Consider the following 21,154-nt stretch of genomic DNA (forward strand, 5'->3'; position numbering starts at 1 on the left):
AGTAGGGGCATCTTATTTGGAATAATCCAGCGTCAGGCTCAAGTCTTTTTCTAACGTTAGACAGTTACGACCGTCTCCTACCCTGAGTTGATAATCCACTCGATCCATCAACTGATGCAGAATTAACCAACCATAGCCACCTTCTTGGGGTGCATTGGGAGAAGGAGGATGGTAACTACGAATATCAAAACCATGCCCCTCATCCCACACTTCTAGAGATAAAAACCTACCTTCAACACCAAGGCGTAAAACAACTGGAATATCTGGGCGATCTTGATGTGCATGGCGCACAATGTTTGAGTAGACTTCGACAATCACAAGCCGTAGTCGACTTTCGACTTTTTTCCAATCGATATCCAGATCGCCACCTATTTCAGCTTTTAGTGAATTGAGTAACCAATCTTCGACCACGGCCAAAAACTTTAAGTCGCTCGGGATAGCAAGTTCAGTTTTCATCAGTTAAAACGCTACCTCCAAAGACAAGATAGTTTGGTCGTCATGCTGTTCGTTATTAACCGTATTGAGACGTGCTAATAGATTTTCAAGGACTAACCCGGTGGTTTGTTCCAGGAGCAACCGCCAGAGGCCAGTTTGGTTCAGCATGGTTTGTTGTCCATCAATGGTCACTAATGCCTCAGTAATCCCATCACTGGCTAGTAGCAGAGCATCGCCTTTGCTCAGACGCAAATGACCAGGCTTCGCTCGCCATCTAGGTAATATCCCAAGCGGCACATTTTGGCCTTCAGTTAGATACGTAGGTTGAGGAGATTTGACATTGCCTTGTTGAAGATTTTGTTGTGACCACACTACAGGATAGATGTGACCGGCATTGGCATAGGTCAGCTCTCGACTAGTTGGGTTATATCGCACCAGAACCATCGTAATCATGTGTTCATTGTTGACAAGATCAGCATTGAGCGCATGGTTGAGATTGGCTAAAACTGTTTCGGGACTGGGTGATTGGCTAGCTGATAATTCTCGCCGCAAAAGTGAAACGGCGCTTGCCATAAATAGAGCAGCCGGGACACCTTTGCCAGAGACATCGCCGACGGCTAACCAAATATCTCCCTGGGGATGGATAAAAACCTCATAAAAATCTCCACCGACTGCGCGAGCGGCCTGACACTTGGCCTGGATTTTTAGACCAGGAATTTCAGGCCAGACTTGATGGAGTAACTTATGCTGAATTTGCCGTGCCACTTCCAGCTCAGAACTCATCTGCTCGGTTTGTCGCTGGATGCGATGGTGTAATTTGGCCTGGGAGATGGCGATCGTAGCCTGCTCAGCAATGCTTTGGAACAATTTGATGGTGTTGCTGTCCCATGTGTGGTCAATTTGATAGAGAGCAATGGAGGCTAGGGGCTCAGCACGATACGTCAACTTTGCTGCTAGACGAGTTAAAGACACGTCACCGTAAGGAAATTTATCTAAAACTAGCTCCTGGCAAGGAGTTCCCATCGCTGCCAGGTCAGCTACTGATTCACCTGATTGGGAGTATGTGACGGGCTGTGGCGGTCTGCCTACATCAGCTGAGTCAACCGGATAGAGAACGGCATAATCAGCTTCAAAGGCTTCTCCTAGAGCCTTGACAACTGTTTGTAGGGTATTGGCGTAGTCTAATGAACTCCGAATGGTGGTAATGATTGAGTTATAGAGCGATTCTTTGCGCAGGGCTTGGGAGAGGTCGTAAATCCGCTTTTTGACGATGCGATAGGTTTTAGCGGCTTCATCAATGACCTGGCGTAGCTCATTGGGTTTCCAAGGTTTGGTGATGTATTGGAACACCTTGCCTGAGTTGATCGCATCGACTAGATCTTCAACATCCGTATAACCGGTAAGGACGATGCGAATGGTGTCAGGGTACTTTTCTGTGGTCAAGCTTAAAAATTCCGTCCCATTCATTTTGGGCATGCGTTGGTCGGAAATTATAATGGCCATCTCGCCATGTTTTTCCAGGCACTCTAGAGCCTCTTGGCCACTGCTGGCCCGATAGACACGATAATTACGTCTGAAGGTACGATGCAGTAACTCTAGGTTATCGAGTTCATCATCGACAACTAGAAGCTTAAGTTGTTCCTGAACGATGGAACTCATATCATCCTGTAGGATATCTGGTTCTTGGGGCATATTGGGACCAACCTGGGCAAGATAATCACCAATTCACCCATATTTACTCATCAATAGTAGTGTGCCCAGGGAGATACTTGGACGATATCTCGATTTCAATCCAATTTGATGGGATTTTTAGGGGAATAATGGACGTTAGGGGAGCGTTGCACTATGGTCTATCTAAAGATTTCTGCTAGTCGTTAAGAAGCTATGACGATACTCCGGTCTACTGGGCTAACTTTTGCAGTGGGGTTTTCGATGGCGCTTGCCTTATGGCGTGGGGGCCAGGCCTACGGTCAGTCAGTGCCTGCTCCTGTCTCTGAGGGATTGGCCAGATTAGATCGAGCCATTTGTTTACAGCAGTGGGAGCAAGCGATTGGGGTTACCAGTGAGCTGATGGCGACGGCAAATATCTCGCCCGCTTACCGCCAAGAATTACTGAGTTTTAGGCGTCAGTTGCAGACATGGAGCATACAGCCAACGCCTCCTTCGACTCAGGCTAGTTGCGATCGCACCCTGCCCCTGTTTTTAACCCTGGCTGAACCGGCAGCCCCTGAACCGCAGCCCCTAGATTGGAATCGCGCCCTGGCCACATTGCGCAACCCGCGCCCGATTATTCAGCTAGACAATGAATTTGAGCCCACCGATACTATCATTCCGCTGGAACTCATGGTCAGTAGTCCAGATGCTCTGACAAATTTTGCCAGCCCCATGGACACAAGGGATGGGTTTACGGTAGTTGGTGGGAGTTTAGACAGAAATCAACAGGTCTACAGCGTTTTAGCCCGCTTTGGCGATCGAGTATCCCTGGAGGCCAATGTGACTCGGGGAGATTTGAGCAGCACCCTCCAGGTGTTTATGTTTGATCAAAGTGGACGTCTGCTAACCCAGCAGGGCAACGCTGCCTCACAGGTATACATGCAAGACATTGTCATTTCTAAAACAGATGTCTACTTTGTTGCTGTGAGTCCCCAGGGCACTACACCCATCTTAGATAGTCAAGGACAGCTGATAGATTGGCAAACTACTGGTGGCAATAATCGTTTTGACTACACCCTCACCCTGACTGGTGTTACCCCGTATCAGGCCTTACTCCCCTAGGGGTAGCTAAATCCGTTCTGCCAGGCGTAATTTTGCCGAACGGGACCGGGGGTTGCGTCTGATTTCATCGGGGCTAGCCGTGATCGGCTTTTTGGTCAGCACCTTAAGCTGCTCATGATTTCGAAAGCCGTGTTTAACCCGCCGGTCCTCAAGGCTGTGAAAGCTAATGATAGCCAATCGTCCAGCCGGTGCTAGCCACTCAGGTGCGACTTCGATCAGCCGCTCCAGTACATCCAATTCCCGGTTAACCGCAATTCGCAGTGCTTGAAAAACTCGCGTAGCTGGATGAATGCGACCATGGCGATATTTACCCGGCACGCTGGCTGCGATCGCATCTGCCAGGGCCGTTGTGGTTTGGAATGGCCGCCGCTCTACAATCCGACGCGCAATCCGACGCGAAAGCCGCTCCTCACCATAGTGATAAAAAATATCCGCCAGTTCACGCTCCGATCGGTAATTAACCAGGTCAGCCGCCGTTAAGGACTGGCTAGGATTCATCCGCATATCCAACGCTCCCTGATGGCGAAAGCTAAACCCCCGTTCAGGACGATCTAACTGGGGAGAACTCACCCCCAAATCGGCAAGCACCCCATCAAAGCATGGCTCGGTGGGAGAAAAGTCGGCAAAATTACCATGCCAAAACGTCACTCGGTCCCCAAATTCTTTCAGGTTCTGCCGGGCCGCCTCCAAGGCAATCGGGTCTTGATCTAGCGCCATCAGACAAATTGTAGGATCAGCCTCCAGCAGCAAGCGACTGTGACCGCCCCCGCCTACAGTGACATCCAGGTAATAGCCATGGGGTTTAGGAGCCAAACCCGTCAGAACATCCTCTGCCAGTACAGGCTGATGAGCAAAGATAGGTGCCGACTTTGACGTATCATCAGCACTGGCATTATTCACAACACACCTCGTTGAAATCGAAATCGCATCATACCCTAGTTAGTTCTTTAGTTAGTTCTTTGGCCAGCTTTCAGCCAAGAATCTTGCTAAAGTAAATCAAAGAATAATACGGCATAGTTTCTATGACACGGCTCGAAACCAGAACAGAGCCCATGGTAATCAACCTGGGTCCTCACCACCCCTCAATGCACGGTGTGTTACGACTCATCGTCACCCTTGATGGTGAAGATGTAATCGATTGTGAGCCCGTGATTGGCTATCTGCATCGCGGCATGGAAAAAATTGCCGAGAACCGCACAAACGTCATGTTTGTTCCCTACGTCAGTCGTTGGGACTACGCAGCGGGTATGTTCAATGAAGCAATTACCGTCAACGCTCCAGAAAAGCTGGCCGATATTGAGGTACCCAGACGAGCTAGCTACATTCGAGTAATCATGCTCGAGTTAAACCGTATTGCCAATCACTTACTGTGGTTAGGCCCTTTCTTAGCTGATGTCGGTGCCCAGACCCCATTTTTCTACATTTTCCGTGAGCGGGAGATGATCTACGATCTGTGGGAAGCCGCTACAGGGGCTCGACTAATCAATAATAACTATTTTCGCATTGGGGGAGTAGCCGCCGATCTGCCCTATGGCTGGGTAGATAAGTGTGAAGACTTCTGTGATTACTTTTTACCCAAGGTTGATGAGTACGAAAAGCTGATCACCAACAACCCCATTTTCCGGCGTCGGGTTGAAGGTGTGGGTACCATTACCCGTGAAGATGCTATCAACTGGGGGCTTTCGGGGCCCATGCTACGAGGTTCTGGGGTGAAATGGGATCTGCGCAAAGTTGATCATTACGAGTGCTATGACGACTTTGATTGGGATGTACAGTGGGAAACTGCTGGCGATTGCTTTGCTCGCTACATTATTCGAGTACGAGAGATGCGGGAATCCGTAAAGATCATTCGCCAGGCTCTTAAGGGTTTACCAGGTGGCCCCTACGAGAATCTTGAAGCCAAGCGTATGGCCGAAGGTCCGAAATCTGAATGGAATGGTTTCGACTATCAGTTTATTGGCAAAAAAATTGCACCAACGTTCAAGATTCCAGCCGGTGAGCACTATGTGCGTTTAGAAAGTGGCAAAGGTGAATTAGGCGTATTTATCGTCGGTGATGACAGTATTTATCCCTGGCGCTGGAAGATTCGTGCACCTGATTTTAATAACCTGCAGATTTTACCCAACCTGTTGCGGGGGGTGAAGCTAGCAGACATCATGGCCATCCTAGGCAGCATTGATGTGATTATGGGCTCAGTTGATCGCTAAAGCGTCAGCGAGCACAGCCACTTGGCCAAAAGTCACAATAAAAATATCTATTACGGGGGAGTGCTTCTGCACTCCCTAATTCATTTTTAGGAGTTGATCGCTATTTTGAGCTGCTGGATTCATCATCAATGTTGCAGTCAGTGACTTGATTGACAGAGTTAATGTAACCCTCATGTGCTGTTGAACCATCGGGATAAGTGACAAAGGCCATATCAGCCTGATCAAATCGGGTACTGCTAGTAATGGCGTTATACATGTCGGCGTAGCGCATATAAGCCTGGCTAAAATCAGCTCCAGTCATATCGGCGGCGCGTAAAATTGTGCCGTAGAGGCTAGCATTCTTAAAGCTGCTATTGACTAACCGAGCGGAGCACAGGTTCGCATCCCTCAATTCAGCGTTTGTCAGGTCGGCACGCTCAAGGTTGCTGTATTCTAGAGTGCCTTGGAGAATCTTGGCATTGCGTAGATTAGCCCGCACTAAACTTGCCTCTTCTAGATCAGCCCCTCGCATATTGGTGTAACTCAAATCAGCTTCATCTAGTTTGGCTTCGCGGAAAATCGTGTTAATCAGCAGGCTATTGCTAAAATTAGCACCCCTTAAATCAGAGCCAAAGAAGTTGGCCCGACTCAAATCTTGGTTGCTAAAATCCTTGCCCCGCAGATCACAACTAACACAGGTGTAATTTGGATGCTGTGGATCAGTCATAGCATCTAGGGAATTACCCCGCTGAGTAACTGCTGCCGCCGGATCGCTTGACCTTGACAGTGCTTTATTGACCTGTGGCAAACGCACAATTAGTGGAGCCATGGCAGCAGATAGAATCAACAGGGTTAGCAGAAAGTTAAGTTTCATAGGCCATGCACTGCCGATAATAAAAAGTTGTCTAAAAAATCAGAATCTTGGGTTTGTTTTAGGACCCAGAGTAAGAATAAAAGCCTCTACCATTTATACCTGTCCTACTCCAATGGACGCATTACAGAACATTCAGTCCATAGTCATAGATTTTACCTATCTAATAATCAATAAAATTTGGTTTTAATTATGCTTGGCCCTAATGTTTAGATTAATACCCTGACGCTTGTTTCCCTGCCATCTCAGTTCATTATCCTTTTAGAATGTCTGAAATAGAGGTGTCTATCTATCATGGCTTTCTAAAACAGCCTCCTGACGTTAATGGTTTTGGATGGATGGTTTAGGGGGACCGTACAGTCGGTAGCTTAACTTTACGTTACATACACTGATTACAGATTGAATTCCATGGGCTCATCTCCCTTTCGTAGCATTTTCTTACCATCGTTGGTTTCGTCGGGATTAGCGTTCGCTGTTATCACGTTACCTTTGTCAATGGCGAATTCAGTACCCACCTGGGTGATGCCTAGTCAATCTCGGGGCGCTTTAGTCAGCCCTCTAGATAATTCAGCTAAACCCATCATTCGTTACATTGGCATAGCCATTCTGGGTAGTGTTGGCACTGGCATGATTACAGCTGATATATTGCGGCGCATTTATCGACGACAACGCGCTCTGTCTGCAGTCCCTGCTCCTTTTGATGCCTCTATAGTCAGCGATACCACTACACGTCAAGAGAAACCACCGTTATCTAAGGGGTTAGATGAACAACTGCCAGCTGCTATGGGCGTAGGCAGTTCAATGACATTAAATGGACAAAGTTTATTGGCAACAAAGTCTGCCCCTGGGCAAACGGTTGTTCATTTTAGAGGGTATACCCAAAACGGTAATGTTGATGGGTTAGAGTTGACACCTATTGCATTGGATGAGCTGATGCAGTTAGATACTGATGCTCCCTCTATTGATATTCCTATTCTGAGGTTTTTGGAGCAGGTGGAGCCGGCTCATTTAGATACCGGTGATGCCATGGTATTTGGTGTACGGTATCAGAATAAGTACTACTGTTTATGGCGCAGTACATCGGACTTAGAGCAGGTGATGGGATGGGCACGACGTCTGACTCGACAAAATCGAGATGTGATTGTGACTCAAAATACGGAGTCTCAATATTCGCTTTGGTACGTTCCTCCAAAACAGCTTAGATAAATTAGAGCTATATCGAATTAATCGAGAAAGTGAATCGTTAGGTTCTTATATTTATTATTTTGTTTTTTAATTTAATGGCGTATGACTGATTTATCTTCCCAGGTAATTGCTGCCTACGGCCAAGGACGGCGAGATTTTAGCTACTGTCAGATGCAGGCTATTCGGATGTCTCAGTATGCGCTAACTGGGATTGATTTATGGGGCTGTAATTTGGCTGATGCCCATCTGGCCGATGTGGATTTTAGTGGTAGCAATTTACGTGGGGCTGATTTGCAACGGGCCAACTTGCGGCGAGCAAATTTTCAGGGGGCTGATTTACGAGACACGTGTCTCAGGGATGCCCAGGTTGAGGATGCTAATTTTCAGGATGCGATCGCAAACTACCAAACTCAGTTTCCCGACAACTTTGAACCGAGCCAGGCAGGCATTTATCACCTGGGGCCAAAAGCCACATTAATTGACTGCAACCTCAGTCAGCGTGATTTAGGGGGTATTGATCTCAGTCATAGTGATTTAGCAGGAGCCCAACTCATCCAGGCAAATTTGTTGGGAGCTTGGTTAGTTGGTGCACAGCTGACCGAAGCCAATTTAGGTAAAGCAAACCTCAATTCAAGTAATCTTTCCAATGCCAATTTACAACGGGCAAAGCTGAAAGGAACTAACTTTACCCGAGCTAATCTGTCAAAAACAATTCTCTTTGGTGTCGATTTAAGTAAAACAAATCTCACAGACACCTGTCTATCTGGAGCTGTCTGTGATCCTGCCACTCAATGGCCTGAAGATTTTGATTGGGAATGGGCAGGCGTATACTGTTTAGGACCAAACCAATCTTTATGGGCAGCTGATTTAAGTAACCTGGTACTGATTGGTGTCGATCTCAGTGGAGCTAACCTTGTTGGTGTTAACTTCACTGGTGCCGACTTGTGGGGAGCCAATCTACAGGGATGTGATTTACGAGATGCCTGTCTGTCTGGAGCCAATTTGTGGGGAGCCAACCTGATAGATGCAGACCTGACCGGTGCCGAAATGGATACGGCTAATCTCGATGCCGCAATGCTTTCCTAGGAATTTTTTAGCAATAGACTAGCTTAATACAAGAACTCTGTATGTTCTGGAGGTCGATTGCTTTGCCGTTCCTTAGGAAAGTCAACCTGATACGGCAATGGCGGCTCCTCAATTAAGATATGCCGTGTTCCCCAGCCGTCGTTATATAGCTGAGGACGTTCACTAATCTGATTATCCACAGGTATATCCAGTACTTTTTGCATCTCCAGATAGCGTCGTCCATCAATCGTAGTTTGCAATAACTCAGACGATACCTTGAGACCCTGCTGGGCAAGAATTCGTTCTAATGTGGTGAGCTGGTCTAGGGGAGTATAGGTGGCCATAATAACAACTTGATCCAATGGCTCCACATCTAGACCTAGTTCTGTTTGATCCAGCTGCCAAGTTTCCTGACGACTACCATCAGCTGCTGGCTGTTTGAGGGTGAGTTCACCTTGCCAGCGTCCATTTTGAACCGTCACGACCTGGTAATCTAATACCGAGAACGTTGGCCTAGGTTCCAATTTCTCATCAGTAGATGCAAGCTGACGAATGGCCAACACATTGAGTTCTGTTTGGTTTGGGAAATTAGCAGTACCTTGCAGCTCATAGGTGTAACTAGTTCTACCTGGCTCCACAGTAAAATCCATTTCAGCCACAGGCAAACGGTTAATCAAAACAGGATTATTGGGAGTTTCAATAGCAAAACCACAGCCACCTAACAGGCCACCCAAACCACCAAGCAGACAGAACAATTTCAAGCTACGGAGACTAGAGTGCTTGATTGAGTTTGCAGACATAGTTGGTATAGATAAAAAATCGTGTAACTTGTTGGTTAGGAGCGATCTAAGGTAATTTCCACTTACCTATATGGTTTTCAGATACTTTTTGGCTTAACTCTCAAGCAATCAAAACGATGCTATAAAATCGAGTACGATGAATTTGCCCGTTTAACAGGAAAGTTTCACTCGTAGCGACAATTGATTTGTGCTTTGGTGAGTGGTTTTAATCACAATCTTATTTTTATAAATCCCTATTTAATCTAGAGAACGTTTGAACGATAGGGTTGTTCCTAAATCATTAGGCCAACAATTTTCATACAAAATACATAGAAAATTTAGTGTTTTTAAGGCTTGCTTTATAGGTGGATTTAATTGTCATTCGTCAATATAGCTATCGGAGATGGGTAAGGGTTATGAGATTGATATGTCTACGGAACATTCACACAGATAATCTTATCTACACTACAACTTGACCTAACTCTGCCGGATCCTGACGATTGCGCCTAGTAATTAGAGGTTGAAAGCTTGTAAAAGTTTGTCAGATGCATTATTCCTTAAAAACAATACCAGCCTTCATGCTGATGGCTTAGGGTGAGAATCAACTATGTGCAAATCAATAAGCTACAGAACAAACCCTTGCAAAGTATTCTTTAACTGAGTAAAACTTGACTGAACACCCTTCTAAGGGGCGATCAGGGTTTGTGTATGTTTTGAAACGGCAAAAAGCCAACTAATTATTATTTGATTATTTTGACCTAGGTATATATCTGGGGGGAGTGCTTACAGCAGTGTTTTTAAGGGTAATCAGAAAACGTCTATTTATTTCGCTATTTTTATCTGTTCTGTTATCTATAACAACATTAGGCCCCAGTATGGCCCAGGTGACATCATCACCAGGGGCTTCTGATGATCCAGCAGAAGCAGGAACAGCCGTTGATCGTCGAAATCGTGATGTGGACGGTGCAACAGTTGGCCGAGATCTTATCCAGGATGCGCAGGCTGCTGAATTAGAACAGGAAGATGGCAGTCAATATATCCTTGAGTTCAATCGCAGTCCAGTGGTAGGAACGCGGCTGCGTTTAGAGGGTATTTACAACGAGTCTCGACTGAGATTTACGCGGCCACGCAACTGGTCGGTCAAGTCCGTCAAGATTCTGCTACGGTATCGCCATTCTGGAGCACTGTATGCTACTCGTTCCAATCTCAATGTAATTGTCAATGACAATAATGTGGGAAGTGTGCCGCTCAATCTCAAGCAAGGTGATACCGGCACTATCATTTTTGATATTCCTACGCGTATTCTCAAAGACTATAACGAGTTAGTGATTGCTGGTTTACAGAATAACTCACCTACCTGTACTCAAGACCCTTTTGATCCCTCACTTTGGACAGAAATCTTACCGGACTCAAAACTAGTCTTTAACTATGAGGCTGAACCTTTTCAGTTAGATTTCAATAGTTATCCCTATCCATTAATTGATGTGTTGAGTCTAGAGACAAATCACATTGATTACATTGTCCCTACTGAGCAGGACCAAACGTGGCTAACATCGCTTGCCCGACTACAGACATCCCTAGGTCGCATTGCTGACTATCGTCCTCTAGAGACAGATTTAGTTAAAAACCTGGATGATGTGGCTGATGGTAACCGAGTTGTTGTGGTTGGGACTCCGACTGAGCAACCCATATTGGCCAACCTGGATCTGCCCCTAACCCTCAAAAATGACCGTTGGTTAGATAATAAGCAGACTTTGATTTCATCTGATACTGGCATTTTAATGTGGACTGTGCTTGAAGATAAACAGTCTCCTGTTTTAGTGGCGACGGGGAATGGACCTACAGCAGTTACTAAAGCCGTACAGTTTTTAACCCAATCTCAGGATCGCAAGATTGGTGCCGGTCAGGTTGTTTTGGTCAATGATGTAGAAGAGATTGAGTCGCCGGATATTCGTGACTGGCCCCGATACTTACCCCTGAATGATAATTTTGAGCTGGGTGACCTGACTGGATTTAATAATGAGCCGTTTGATGATGTGGCCATTCGAGGTGCCCATGCGCCCCCGTTTGAATTTGACTTTAAGGCTCTGCCAGACGATCGGTTCTTGCCGGGCAATACAATGACTCTGCGTTATACCTACGGGCCTCAGGTGAATCCACTCACTTCTCTGGTAGAAGTGCAGCTGGACGGCATTACAGTCGCAGGTGAACGCCTTGATTCGGTTGATGGTCAGCGCCGCGCAACCCTAAAAGTAGAATTGCCAGAGCAGCACATCACACCGCAGTCACGACTCAAGGTTTATTTACGATTTGATCCACGAGAACGCCGTTCCTGTAGTCGAGTGACCGATCACCAGCTGTGGGGAACGATTCACAGTGATAGTACGTTTAATTTGAATCGTCAGCAGGTGGCGAAACTGCCGGATTTGAATCTACTTAAAGCAGGCTATCCGTTTGCATCGCCTCAGGATTTGTCTCGTACTGCTATTGTTGTACCCGACCAGCCTGACCTAAATGAGCTGGCTGTCATGCTGGAGTTTAGTGAGCGTCTGGGTCGTTTAAGTCGCTCGGAAGCAGTGCAGGTTGAGGTTTATCCGGTGAGTCAGCTAACACCGGAAATTCAAGAATCACAGCATTTGGTGGCGATAGGATTGCGATCTCAATTTCCCCTGGTTGAGGCATTGGAGGCTGCCGAATTTAATCTGAAAGACGGGGGGCGACAGTGGGGCGACAGTGAGGTCCGAACCCTGCCTGATTCTGAAGGAGTTCTCCAACAACAGTTATCTCCTTGGAATGAATCACGGGTGCTCCTAACGATGACTGCCCAAAATGATGTTGGTTTACAACAGTTACGTGACTTACTCGGTCTGGATTCTCTATTTTTCCAGTTGCAGGGTGATACGGCTTTGATTAGTGCGAACAATGAAACCCCCTCTCCCTACGATGAAAACGCCTATAACTTGGAATTCTTGCAACGCTCGGCTCAACGAGATGTTCAAGAAGAAGGTGCATTTCAAAGAGCGATCACGGTAATTCAAGGCAATTGGTTTCTCTTAATCCCTGGCATCATTGTGTTGTCACTTCTGCTCTACGGAGTTCTTCAAGCATACTTAAAGCGAAATGATGCGCTAATAGCTGCACCAGGCGTTATGACTGACCCATCTGCGCCAGGAGAACTGTAATCATGGCTGAACAACTTTTTAGAACGCACCGCTTAAAAGACATTAAGCAGACGGTTGAAACATACCTATCTAAACGAGTTCGACCGTTACTAATCGAGCTGCTGATTATTACACTACCTGATTGGTTTGACCGTAGTTTGCAGTGGCTCAATAAATCACAGCTGCTGGTGTTGGCCTTGTGCTTAACAATGTTTGCTTGGCCAATCATGACAGCGCGGCCAACTATTCTACAACAGGGATTGGTCGCCCTGGCGCTACTAGGGGTTGGTCAGGTATTGTTGCGGTTAGAGGATCGGCAGACCAGTCAACGTGTCAGTGAATATTTGCATTTGCTGTTGGTGGCGATTAGTACAATTACGACGCTACGCTACCTCTATTATCGTTCTAACTACACGCTGAACTTAGATTCTTGGCTGGATGGCTTCTTTTCAATTTTGCTGTTTGTGGCCGAACTATATGCGATCGCAACCTTAGTTCTTTCCTATTTTCAGACTCTCAGGATTCGCGATCGCAAATCTATTCCCCTTGATCATTGGCCAGAAGAAAAATGGCCAAAGGTTGACATCTATATTCCTACCTATAATGAAGATGTCTCTATCGTACGCAGTACGGTCTTAGGGGCTCTCAACATTGATTATCCAGCGGATAAAAAGGTTGTTTATGTCCTAGATGACGGTCGGGCCGAGAAATATCGAGAACGTCGCCTTGAACTCAAGGCTATGTGTGAAGAACTGGGGTGTATGATGCTCACCCGTGACAATAACGACCATGCTAAGGCGGGCAATATTAACACGGCTCTAGACAAAACTGATGGCCAATTGGTGTTGATTCTAGATTGCGATCACATTCCAGTTCGTGGATTTTTACAAGAGACTATAGGCTTCTTCTTTGATAAAAAAGTCGCCTTGGTACAAACCCCTCACTGGTTCTATAACCCCGATCCATTTGAGCGCAATCTGCTGACCCAAGGACAGATACCTGTAGGTAACGAACTGTTCTATAAGGTGTTGCAAAAAGGTAATGACTTTTGGAACGCAGCGTTTTTCTGTGGCTCTGCTGCGGTTATCCGTCGTAAATATCTACTGGATATTGGTGGCATTGCCACTGAAACAGTAACCGAAGACTGCCATACATCATTACGACTCCACTCTCTGGGTTATCGTACCGTCTACTATGACAAAATCATGGTAGCCGGTTTAGCCCCTGAGAAATTCTCGTCCTATGTCGGACAACAAGTCCGTTGGGCCAGAGGCATGGCCCAAATTTTGCGGATTGAAAACCCCCTATTTAATCGAAAGCTAAATTTACGTCTGTCTCAACGGTTGTGCTACTTCAGCGCCACCTCTCATTTCTTTTTTGGCTTTCCTCGATTGATGTACGCTGTTGCCCCTAACCTATTTTTGTTATTTGGGATCAACCCCGTAAAAGGTCTGGGTATCGAGACATTATTCTACGCATTGCCCCACATTGTGTTGTCAATGCACGCTAACCATATTTCTTATAAGCATGTGCGATTTTCCTTCTGGAATGAGATCTATGAGTTTGCCATGTCATTTCAGGCTGGTATCGTCACCTTGCTAGCGTTGATTAATCCAAATTTAGGATCGTTTAACGTTACCGATAAGGGAGTCTCGGTAGAATCGCGTAGTTTTGACATCGATAGTGTGCGCTATCTTGTTGTTCTAGGCGCAGTTACGGCAGCATCACTGCTAACAGTGCCCATCTGGTTAATTCTTAGCCCTTTAGATAGACAGGCCGTATTTATCAATACCCTATGGTGTGTTTTTAACTTGGTACTTGTCCTAGCGGCCTGTCTAGTAGCGTTTGAGCAACCCCAACTACGACAGTCTCATCGTTTGCCACGTGAGCTAATCGCGCGAGTGTATAGTGATGATGGCCAGGCTTGGGAAGGCACAACGATCGATGTTAGCGAGACCGGAGCCCAAGTTTTACTAGATGTTTGGCCCAATGTTTCTGATCGAGTAAAGGTTGAGCTTTTTGGTGACTATGGTGCCGTTGCTTTACTGGATGGAGAAATTATTAGAGCTAGTGCGACAGACACTTTACAGACCAAGTTAGCGCTCAATTTTATTGAGATGACCCAGCGGCAGAAAGACGATCTGACCACTGTAATTTTCTCAGATGTGCGTAAATGGTACTCTCAGACTCGTGAGATTAGCGATAATCCCTGGCAGTCACTTAGCTTTATTTTGTTGAGTTTGAGGCGAGCGTTCCAGGAGCTGCGTCCAGCCAGTAGCGTGAAAATGCGCAAGCAGGTAGAAGTGATGAGTGATCTCAGATGGAAAGGATGGGGTAGCTATGTTCAAGCTGCCATGATCACCGAGCTGGGCTCAAGGGATATGCGCTTGGAGTTGCTGGGTGATGCTAGCACGGCGGCGATAGCGCTTCAGGATAACCATCCCTTGTTGCATTTGCAAATTTACCCCCAAGTTGACAGCGTTCACTCCTACGATTTGATGGCCCAAGTAGAACGACTTGAGCTGGTTCCTAAACTTTCGTCTACCTATGGCGCTAACTCATCAACCTCTTTAGAAAATCCTGGTCAGCTATCAGACTATCGCGTGGCCCTGGAACTCTCATTTCCCGCCTCTCTCGATCAGCAACAGCAAAACCAAATTAAAACCTTACTCAGACAGGTTGCCTAAAATTCTCTATCTCTGTTGGACTTGACTAATCCTTTCCCTGCTGTACGTGCAAGCGCTGCTGTCACTATTGAAAAGAACTAAAAAATTAATTTAGCCTTAGGAAATGAATACCCTGGGGCTATTCACTATATTTTTATTGATATTCTACTTAGGGAGAAAATTTAGGTATATAAGGCTTAATTAATTTGTTAACTTAAATTTTTAATTTCAAATTAAAAGTTATAAGTTTGCTCTTTTTTAAGATGCTAATTCAGATGATACTCTAGGTTTATTCAACGTTTAATAAATATCGAGTTTCAACTGTAATTCTTAAAGGTATACAGTCCGGACTGAGCAAGAAAAGGAGGGAATTTCTTCATAGTGAAGATAGCGCATAAACTCATCTCCATTTCTACATAATCCTTTCCCATAGGGAAGAAACCATTTGTATGGTTATTGAGTCGAGAGTTTATATGTGTATTTATGGCCGTGTGTGATAAGGACATATCCTTTTGCTTTGGTCTGTTTAACCCCAAAGGGTTTTGGCTTTTTGCTGTATCGTTAAACATTCAGTTATGAACAGTCGTTCGATTGTGGGTTATGGTGCAACCCAGAAGTTACATCCTCTAAGCTTCCTGGCTCAGTTGATTAGCCGTCAGGTGAGTGGTCACTTCAAGTTGTACTCGGGGACAAACTCATGGTCACTTTTTCTTAACCAAGGAAAACTCAATTTTGCCACGGATACAGAGGCACCGTTTGATCGCTTAGATCGTCATCTTCAGGCCTTAAGTAGTGAAGTTTCCGGCTTGGTTGGTGCCGTTCGAGTGCAGCTACGGTTGATGTTTGAACAGTCCCCTAAACAAGCTCCTTTAACACCCGATTATCAAGCCATTAGTTGGCTAGTAGAGCAATCTCATTTGACGCCAGATCAAGCGAGTAGTTTGATTCGTGCTATGGCGATAGAAGTGATTGAGTCTTTTTTAGGAGTACAAGAAGGTAGTTATGATTTATTGGGACTAGATGACATTGGTGAGTACCCAGTGCTTTGTCAGTTAGACTTGCGCCCCATTGTTGAAATTTGTCAGCGCAACCGGCGACAAAACCTAATGGCATCACCGTCCGTTGTTTCCGGTGGAACAGCCGTGATGCCGAACACTAGTGCTACCACATCTAGTAATGCTGTGGCACCTGCGCCAACCTCTACTAAAGGGTTGGCTGAATCCAATAAAACTACTCAGTCTGCTACTGCTAGCCTGGTATCAAAACCCAAAAGTGGTATGGCTGGTACGTCAGCATCTCCGGATGTTCGCCGAGCTGTTTATACGATTGCCTGCATTGACGATAGTCCCACTGTTTTGAACGCTATCCAAGAGTTTTTGAATGATAAAAGTCTGAATGTTGTGCCGATTAACGATCCTGTTAAAGCATTAATGCAGGTTATGCGCTGTCGGCCAGATTTAATTTTGTTGGATGTGACCATGCCTAATTTAGATGGTTACGAACTGTGTTCTCTCTTGCGCAGGCATCCAAGTTTTAGAAACACGCCTATTGTGATGGTGACAGGAAATACGGGATTTATTGACCGAGCGAAGGCTAAATTGGTCCGCTCCTCTGGTTATCTGACGAAGCCTTTTAGTCAGTCAGAGCTTCTAAAAATGGTGTTCATGCATTTGCCGGTTGTAGAGCCTAACTAATGAGTGGGTTCAATAGTTCATTTGTTTTGGTTACTCAAATTTGTAATAGTCACTATTATTAACTCAGGTTAGTTGAACACATTTAGGGGATGATAGGCAGAGTATGACAGTAATTCAAACAGCTACGGTGCTAATTGTTGAGGACACACCCTCTGAACGAGAATTAATCAGCCATTATTTGCAGGAGGAGGGCTATAGTGTCATCCATGCTGTGACTGCAAAAGAAGGGTTGGCCAAGGCAATTGCTAGTCAACCTAGTGTGATTGTCACGGATGTGGTGATGCCTGGAATGAGTGGCTTTGAACTATGTCGTAGCTTAAAGCGTGCGCCTGAAACTGAAAAGGTACCAGTGGTTATTTGTTCTTCCAAAGATCAGGCTATTGATCGGTTATGGGGTATGAGACAGGGAGCAGATGCCTATCTTACAAAGCCGTTTGAACGTGAGGAACTACTTAAGGTAATTAAGTCGGTACTGTAAATTACTAATGTGCGATCGCATGTTGTTCATGAGGTCATTATTTTGTCTGCTCTATCCCTAAAAAAAGATAGCCCTGTACTAGCGAAGTCATTCCTGAAATTTCAGTTGGCTCCGAATGTTGTAGCCATGCTGCCTGCTCGTGATGTTCAAGAAGCCGTTGTTTTAGCAACGCGTCGAGTGATGGCAATGCCCAATATGCCTGCAGCTTTGTTAGGTCTCATCAACCGTCGTGGACGTGTATTTTGGGTAGCTAATTTAGTCCGCTTATTGGGGCTACCTATCCCTGATAAGCACAGTCAACAGTACAACTTAATTATTGTTCAAGGGCGCTCCACTCCCCTGGCGCTACAAGTGGAATCAATTGACGGTATGGTGAGCTTTTCCCCTGAAGCTATCCACCCGCCTCCGAACAATGTAAGCAGTATCATTTTGCCTTACCTAACAGGCTGTGTTACTCACAAAGACGAAACGATTTTTATATTAGACGTTGAATCCCTTCTTCAATCTTCAGTTCTGCAGACAAGCTAAGCGCCTTAGTTACTTGAAGTAACCCACTGTTTGTTGTCGGCTATTTATATTTATCTGCTCTAATCGTTTTAAGAATTGTTATTGAAACGCTATCTAAAGGAAATTTCTTATGGCTATGGATGTTGATCCAAACTCAAGTGCTGAGCCACAGTCTGAGGTAGACGCAGCGGAAGGTATCCCTACTCAAGCAAGCAATTCTAAAAACGATCGAGTATTGGAAGGTGTTGTGGTGAAATCTGCGGGCAATAACAACGAACTAGAAAACAGTAGACAGCAAGATCCAAATCTAGAGCTGGCTGCTCAGCTAAAAGAGCTGGCTGCGTCTAGTCGTCAAAATGCTTCAATCGCTGCAGTTCCCAACAATACCTCAGCAGAGAATGCATTAGACAATCAGTCTGAACCTGTTTTGTCCTATCGGGGAGTTCAATATGGCGAAGGTGAACGTCGCTATGCTCCTGAAAATCTGACTGTTTCTGGTGGTAGTACCTTACTACAGTGGTTTTACGATTTACCTGTTAGCAGTAAACAGCTAATCGGTTTGATTTCATCGGAAGTTATTTCAGTTATTGGTTTAGTTGGAGTCGGGTCGTTATTAATTATTAGCGGTGCTCGTCAGCAGTTGTTAAAACAAGCTGAGGCTGAATTAGCGGTCACCGGCCTTCAATACAACATCAAAGTAGACCAAATGGGATTTGGTTTTCGTGGACAATCTGAAAATACGGCGATTGTCAACTTAGCTGAAAGCGTTACTAACAATGCTGAAGTGAACGCTAATCAGCGAGCTGTTGTCCGTGAGATTTTACAAGGGGAAATTGAAGCCAGAAATATTGAATACTCTACACTTGTCGGTATTGATGGCAAAATTATAGCTAATGCTCAGACTGATAGAGTCGGTGAAACATTTGATCCCTATGGCCTGGTCTCGCGAGTTGTTGCTGAACGACAACAGTTCAAGGCTAACGGTTTAGTCGAGCGCAGTGAACTCCAGCGTCAAAGTGTAGAACTACTCACTGACGGGGATAGGGCATTGATTCGCTATGTGGCGACTCCTGTATTTTCCCAAAACCAAGCCAATCAGCTGGTTGGCGTTTTGATTGCCGGTGATGTGGTCAATGGCAAAGAATCTATTGTAGAAAGCAGTGTAAAAGCGTTTGGCACTGGTTATGCTGCAGTTTATCTAGGTGATGCTGCCGATAGTTTTCAACTCGCTACATCGGCTGATTTAGATGAAGGTGAGGATGAAATTGAAGTGGATGAAGAAGTTTACGACGATGCCCTGCTAACGAGTGCTCTACAAAATCAAGGTGAGGTGGTGTCGCAGCGTCTTGTGGAGCCTGACGGCGAGGCTTACGCCATGTCTGCTAGAACCTTAAGTGACATTAATGGTGAACCGATCGGAGTTTTAATCCGAGGTACCTCAGAAGTGAAGCTGCAACAGCTGATTAACAGAAGCTTACAGATCCAATTTCTGATTGCACTGCTTGCTATTTTAGCCGATATCTTTTTAGCCCAGCTATTAGGGCGTTCGATTGCTAATCCAATTAAACGACTACAGAAGGCGACTGAGGCCTTTGCAGGAGGAGAGCGCCAGGCAAAAGCTGATATCTTTGCCAGGGACGAGGTAGGACAGTTAGCAACAGCTTTTAACGATTTAACCGGCACGGTTCTCCGTTCTGAGGGAACTCTGATTGACCAGGCTAGTTCGCAGGCAAAAGCCGCACAGCGGGCCAATCAATTAGCCAGCCTAACCAGCGATCTCCGCAAAAATAATCTTGATGAAGAACGTCTCTATAGTATTGCTGTCAATGATGTCCGCAAAGCCATAGAAGCAGACCGAGTGATCGTTTATCGCTTTAACGAGGATTGGAGTGGTGATGTTGTTTCTGAGTCAGTAGGGATGGGATGGCCGACTGCCTTGGGTGTCAATATTGCCGATCCTTGCTTTGCGTCTGACTATGTTGAACAGTATCGTCGAGGACGTGTGCAAGCAACTAGTAACATTTTTGCAGCCGGATTAACTGAATGTCACTTGGGCCAGCTAAGGCCGTTTAAGGTGCAGGCCAATTTGGTGGCCCCGATTTTAGGCAATGACGAACTCATCGGTTTACTGGTTGCCCATCAGTGTTCAGGTTCAAGGGATTGGAGTGAATTAGATATTAGCTTCTTTAAGCAGGCAGCTTTACAGGTCGGTCTATCGGTTGATCAAATCAGTTTGTTTAACCAAAAGCAACAGGCACAGTTAGAAGCCGAGGCCTTATCCGAAGAGCGGCGACAACGTCAAGAGACCCTGCAAATGGAACTATTGGGTCTTTTGGATGACGTAGAAGGTGCTGCTCGTGGTGATTTGACTGTACGTGCTGATGTCTCGGCAGGAGAAATTGGGACTGTTGCGGACTTCTTTAACGCCATTATTGAGAGTCTCCGCCAGATTGTAACTCAGGTTAAAGCTTCAGCGGTTCAGGTAAACTCCTCTCTGGGGTCCAATAAAGTTGCTATGCAGGCTCTAGCCGAAGATGCACTGCAGCAAGCTGAACGGACGATCAAAACCCTGGATTCTGTGGAAACCATGACCATGGCGATTACCCAGGCGGCTGACCGTGCTCAGCAGGCGGCTGTAGTGGCCCGTGAAGCTTCACAGACCGCTGAAGTTGGCGGAGCTGCCATGGATTTAACAGTACAAAATATTTTGGAACTTAGAACCACTGTTGGTGAAACGGCTAAGAAGGTGAAGCGTCTGGGTGAGTCCTCTCAACAAATTTCTAAGGTTGTTTCTCTGATTAATCAGATTGCAACCCAAACAAATTTACTGGCTATTAATGCCGGTATTGAGGCAGCTCGTGCTGGCGAGGAGGGCCAAGGATTTGCGGCTGTTGCTGAAGAGGTTGGTGAGTTAGCTGCACGTTCAGCAGCGGCAACGCAGGATATTGAACGTATTGTAGATAGTATCCAACGAGAGACTGCTGATGTGGTGGATGCCATTGAAAGTAGTACGTCTCAAGTGGTTGAAGGAACCCGCCGGGTGGATGAAGCCAAGCAGAGTTTAGCTCGTATAGTAGAGGTCTCTCAGCAGATTGATGCGCTGGTCCAGACAATTTCGGCAGCAACGGTTTCTCAGGTCGAAACTGCGGCGAATGTCTCTACGCTGATGCAGGAAATCTCCCTGGTATCTGAGCGGACATCCAGTTCGTCGAAGACGGTTTCAGAAGCATTGCAACAGACCGTGGGAGTCGCTAAGGAACTGGAGCTGTCTATGGCTGCCTTTAAGGTGGACGATAATGGAGTTTCGAGTGCACCTTAAAGGCAATAACATGTTGTTTGTTGAGTAATAAGC

Annotated in this window: 15 protein-coding genes; 10 read left to right on the forward strand and 5 right to left on the reverse strand. The window is 45.9% G+C overall.

Going from position 1 to position 21,154, the window contains the following annotated elements:
* Window positions 1-12: 12 nt before the first annotated feature.
* Both N836_RS71425 and N836_RS71430 read right to left on the reverse strand, forming a co-directional pair.
* Complete coding sequence (locus N836_RS71425) at window positions 13-456, reverse strand: ATP-binding protein (protein WP_023076911.1); 444 nt, start codon at window positions 454-456, stop codon at window positions 13-15.
* Between the two features lie 3 nt (window positions 457-459).
* Window positions 460-2,127: a SpoIIE family protein phosphatase gene (locus N836_RS71430; protein ID WP_023076912.1), complete on the reverse strand. Its 1,668-nt coding sequence runs from the start codon at window positions 2,125-2,127 to the stop codon at window positions 460-462.
* Between the two features lie 240 nt (window positions 2,128-2,367).
* Between N836_RS71430 and N836_RS71435 the strand changes: the two genes are divergently transcribed.
* Complete coding sequence (locus tag N836_RS71435; protein WP_023076913.1) at window positions 2,368-3,210, forward strand: hypothetical protein; 843 nt, start codon at window positions 2,368-2,370, stop codon at window positions 3,208-3,210.
* A gap of 6 nt (window positions 3,211-3,216) precedes the next feature.
* Here the strand turns inward: N836_RS71435 and rsmH are convergent, their stop codons facing one another.
* A complete protein-coding gene (gene rsmH, locus N836_RS71440) occupies window positions 3,217-4,110 on the reverse strand; it encodes a 16S rRNA (cytosine(1402)-N(4))-methyltransferase RsmH (protein ID WP_023076914.1) in 894 nt (297 codons plus the stop codon).
* A 122-nt stretch (window positions 4,111-4,232) separates the two neighbouring features.
* Here rsmH and N836_RS71445 point away from each other — a divergent pair, with 122 nt between their 5' ends.
* On the forward strand, window positions 4,233-5,417 hold the full coding sequence (locus N836_RS71445; RefSeq protein ID WP_023076915.1) for an NAD(P)H-quinone oxidoreductase subunit H: 1,185 nt from the start codon (window positions 4,233-4,235) through the stop codon (window positions 5,415-5,417).
* A gap of 100 nt (window positions 5,418-5,517) precedes the next feature.
* Here N836_RS71445 and N836_RS74065 read toward each other — a convergent pair whose 3' ends face one another.
* The gene (locus tag N836_RS74065; protein ID WP_023076916.1) at window positions 5,518-6,270 is read right to left on the reverse strand and encodes a pentapeptide repeat-containing protein; all 753 of its coding nucleotides are present in this window, start codon (window positions 6,268-6,270) and stop codon (window positions 5,518-5,520) included.
* Between the two features lie 492 nt (window positions 6,271-6,762).
* On the opposite strand from N836_RS74065, the gene N836_RS71455 reads away from it, so the two are divergent.
* Both N836_RS71455 and N836_RS71460 read left to right on the forward strand, forming a co-directional pair.
* Complete coding sequence (locus tag N836_RS71455; protein ID WP_023076917.1) at window positions 6,763-7,473, forward strand: hypothetical protein; 711 nt, start codon at window positions 6,763-6,765, stop codon at window positions 7,471-7,473.
* A gap of 81 nt (window positions 7,474-7,554) precedes the next feature.
* Window positions 7,555-8,538, forward strand: coding sequence for a pentapeptide repeat-containing protein (locus N836_RS71460; protein ID WP_023076918.1), 984 nt, complete (start codon window positions 7,555-7,557; stop codon window positions 8,536-8,538).
* Between the two features lie 23 nt (window positions 8,539-8,561).
* Here N836_RS71460 and N836_RS71465 read toward each other — a convergent pair whose 3' ends face one another.
* Window positions 8,562-9,317: a hypothetical protein gene (locus N836_RS71465; RefSeq protein WP_023076919.1), complete on the reverse strand. Its 756-nt coding sequence runs from the start codon at window positions 9,315-9,317 to the stop codon at window positions 8,562-8,564.
* An 854-nt stretch (window positions 9,318-10,171) separates the two neighbouring features.
* On the opposite strand from N836_RS71465, the gene N836_RS71470 reads away from it, so the two are divergent.
* The 6 genes from N836_RS71470 (at window position 10,172) to N836_RS71495 (ending at window position 21,121) form a co-directional block, all read left to right on the forward strand.
* Complete coding sequence (locus N836_RS71470) at window positions 10,172-12,478, forward strand: cellulose biosynthesis cyclic di-GMP-binding regulatory protein BcsB (protein WP_023076920.1); 2,307 nt, start codon at window positions 10,172-10,174, stop codon at window positions 12,476-12,478.
* Window positions 12,479-12,480: 2 nt separating this feature from the next.
* Window positions 12,481-15,144 carry a UDP-forming cellulose synthase catalytic subunit gene (bcsA, locus tag N836_RS71475; RefSeq protein WP_023076921.1) on the forward strand — a complete coding sequence of 888 codons (2,664 nt, stop codon included), beginning with the start codon at window positions 12,481-12,483 and terminating at the stop codon, window positions 15,142-15,144.
* A 554-nt stretch (window positions 15,145-15,698) separates the two neighbouring features.
* Window positions 15,699-16,817 (forward strand): response regulator, encoded by a 1,119-nt coding sequence (locus tag N836_RS71480; RefSeq protein ID WP_023076922.1) that lies wholly within the window; start codon window positions 15,699-15,701, stop codon window positions 16,815-16,817.
* Between the two features lie 103 nt (window positions 16,818-16,920).
* Window positions 16,921-17,295 (forward strand): response regulator transcription factor, encoded by a 375-nt coding sequence (locus tag N836_RS71485; RefSeq protein WP_023076923.1) that lies wholly within the window; start codon window positions 16,921-16,923, stop codon window positions 17,293-17,295.
* A 9-nt stretch (window positions 17,296-17,304) separates the two neighbouring features.
* On the forward strand, window positions 17,305-17,823 hold the full coding sequence (locus N836_RS71490; RefSeq protein ID WP_023076924.1) for a chemotaxis protein CheW: 519 nt from the start codon (window positions 17,305-17,307) through the stop codon (window positions 17,821-17,823).
* Between the two features lie 109 nt (window positions 17,824-17,932).
* Window positions 17,933-21,121: a methyl-accepting chemotaxis protein gene (locus N836_RS71495; protein ID WP_023076925.1), complete on the forward strand. Its 3,189-nt coding sequence runs from the start codon at window positions 17,933-17,935 to the stop codon at window positions 21,119-21,121.
* Window positions 21,122-21,154 lie beyond the last annotated feature (33 nt).

The organism is Leptolyngbya sp. Heron Island J (assembly GCF_000482245.1).
Taxonomy (GTDB): domain Bacteria; phylum Cyanobacteriota; class Cyanobacteriia; order Phormidesmidales; family Phormidesmidaceae; genus Leptothoe.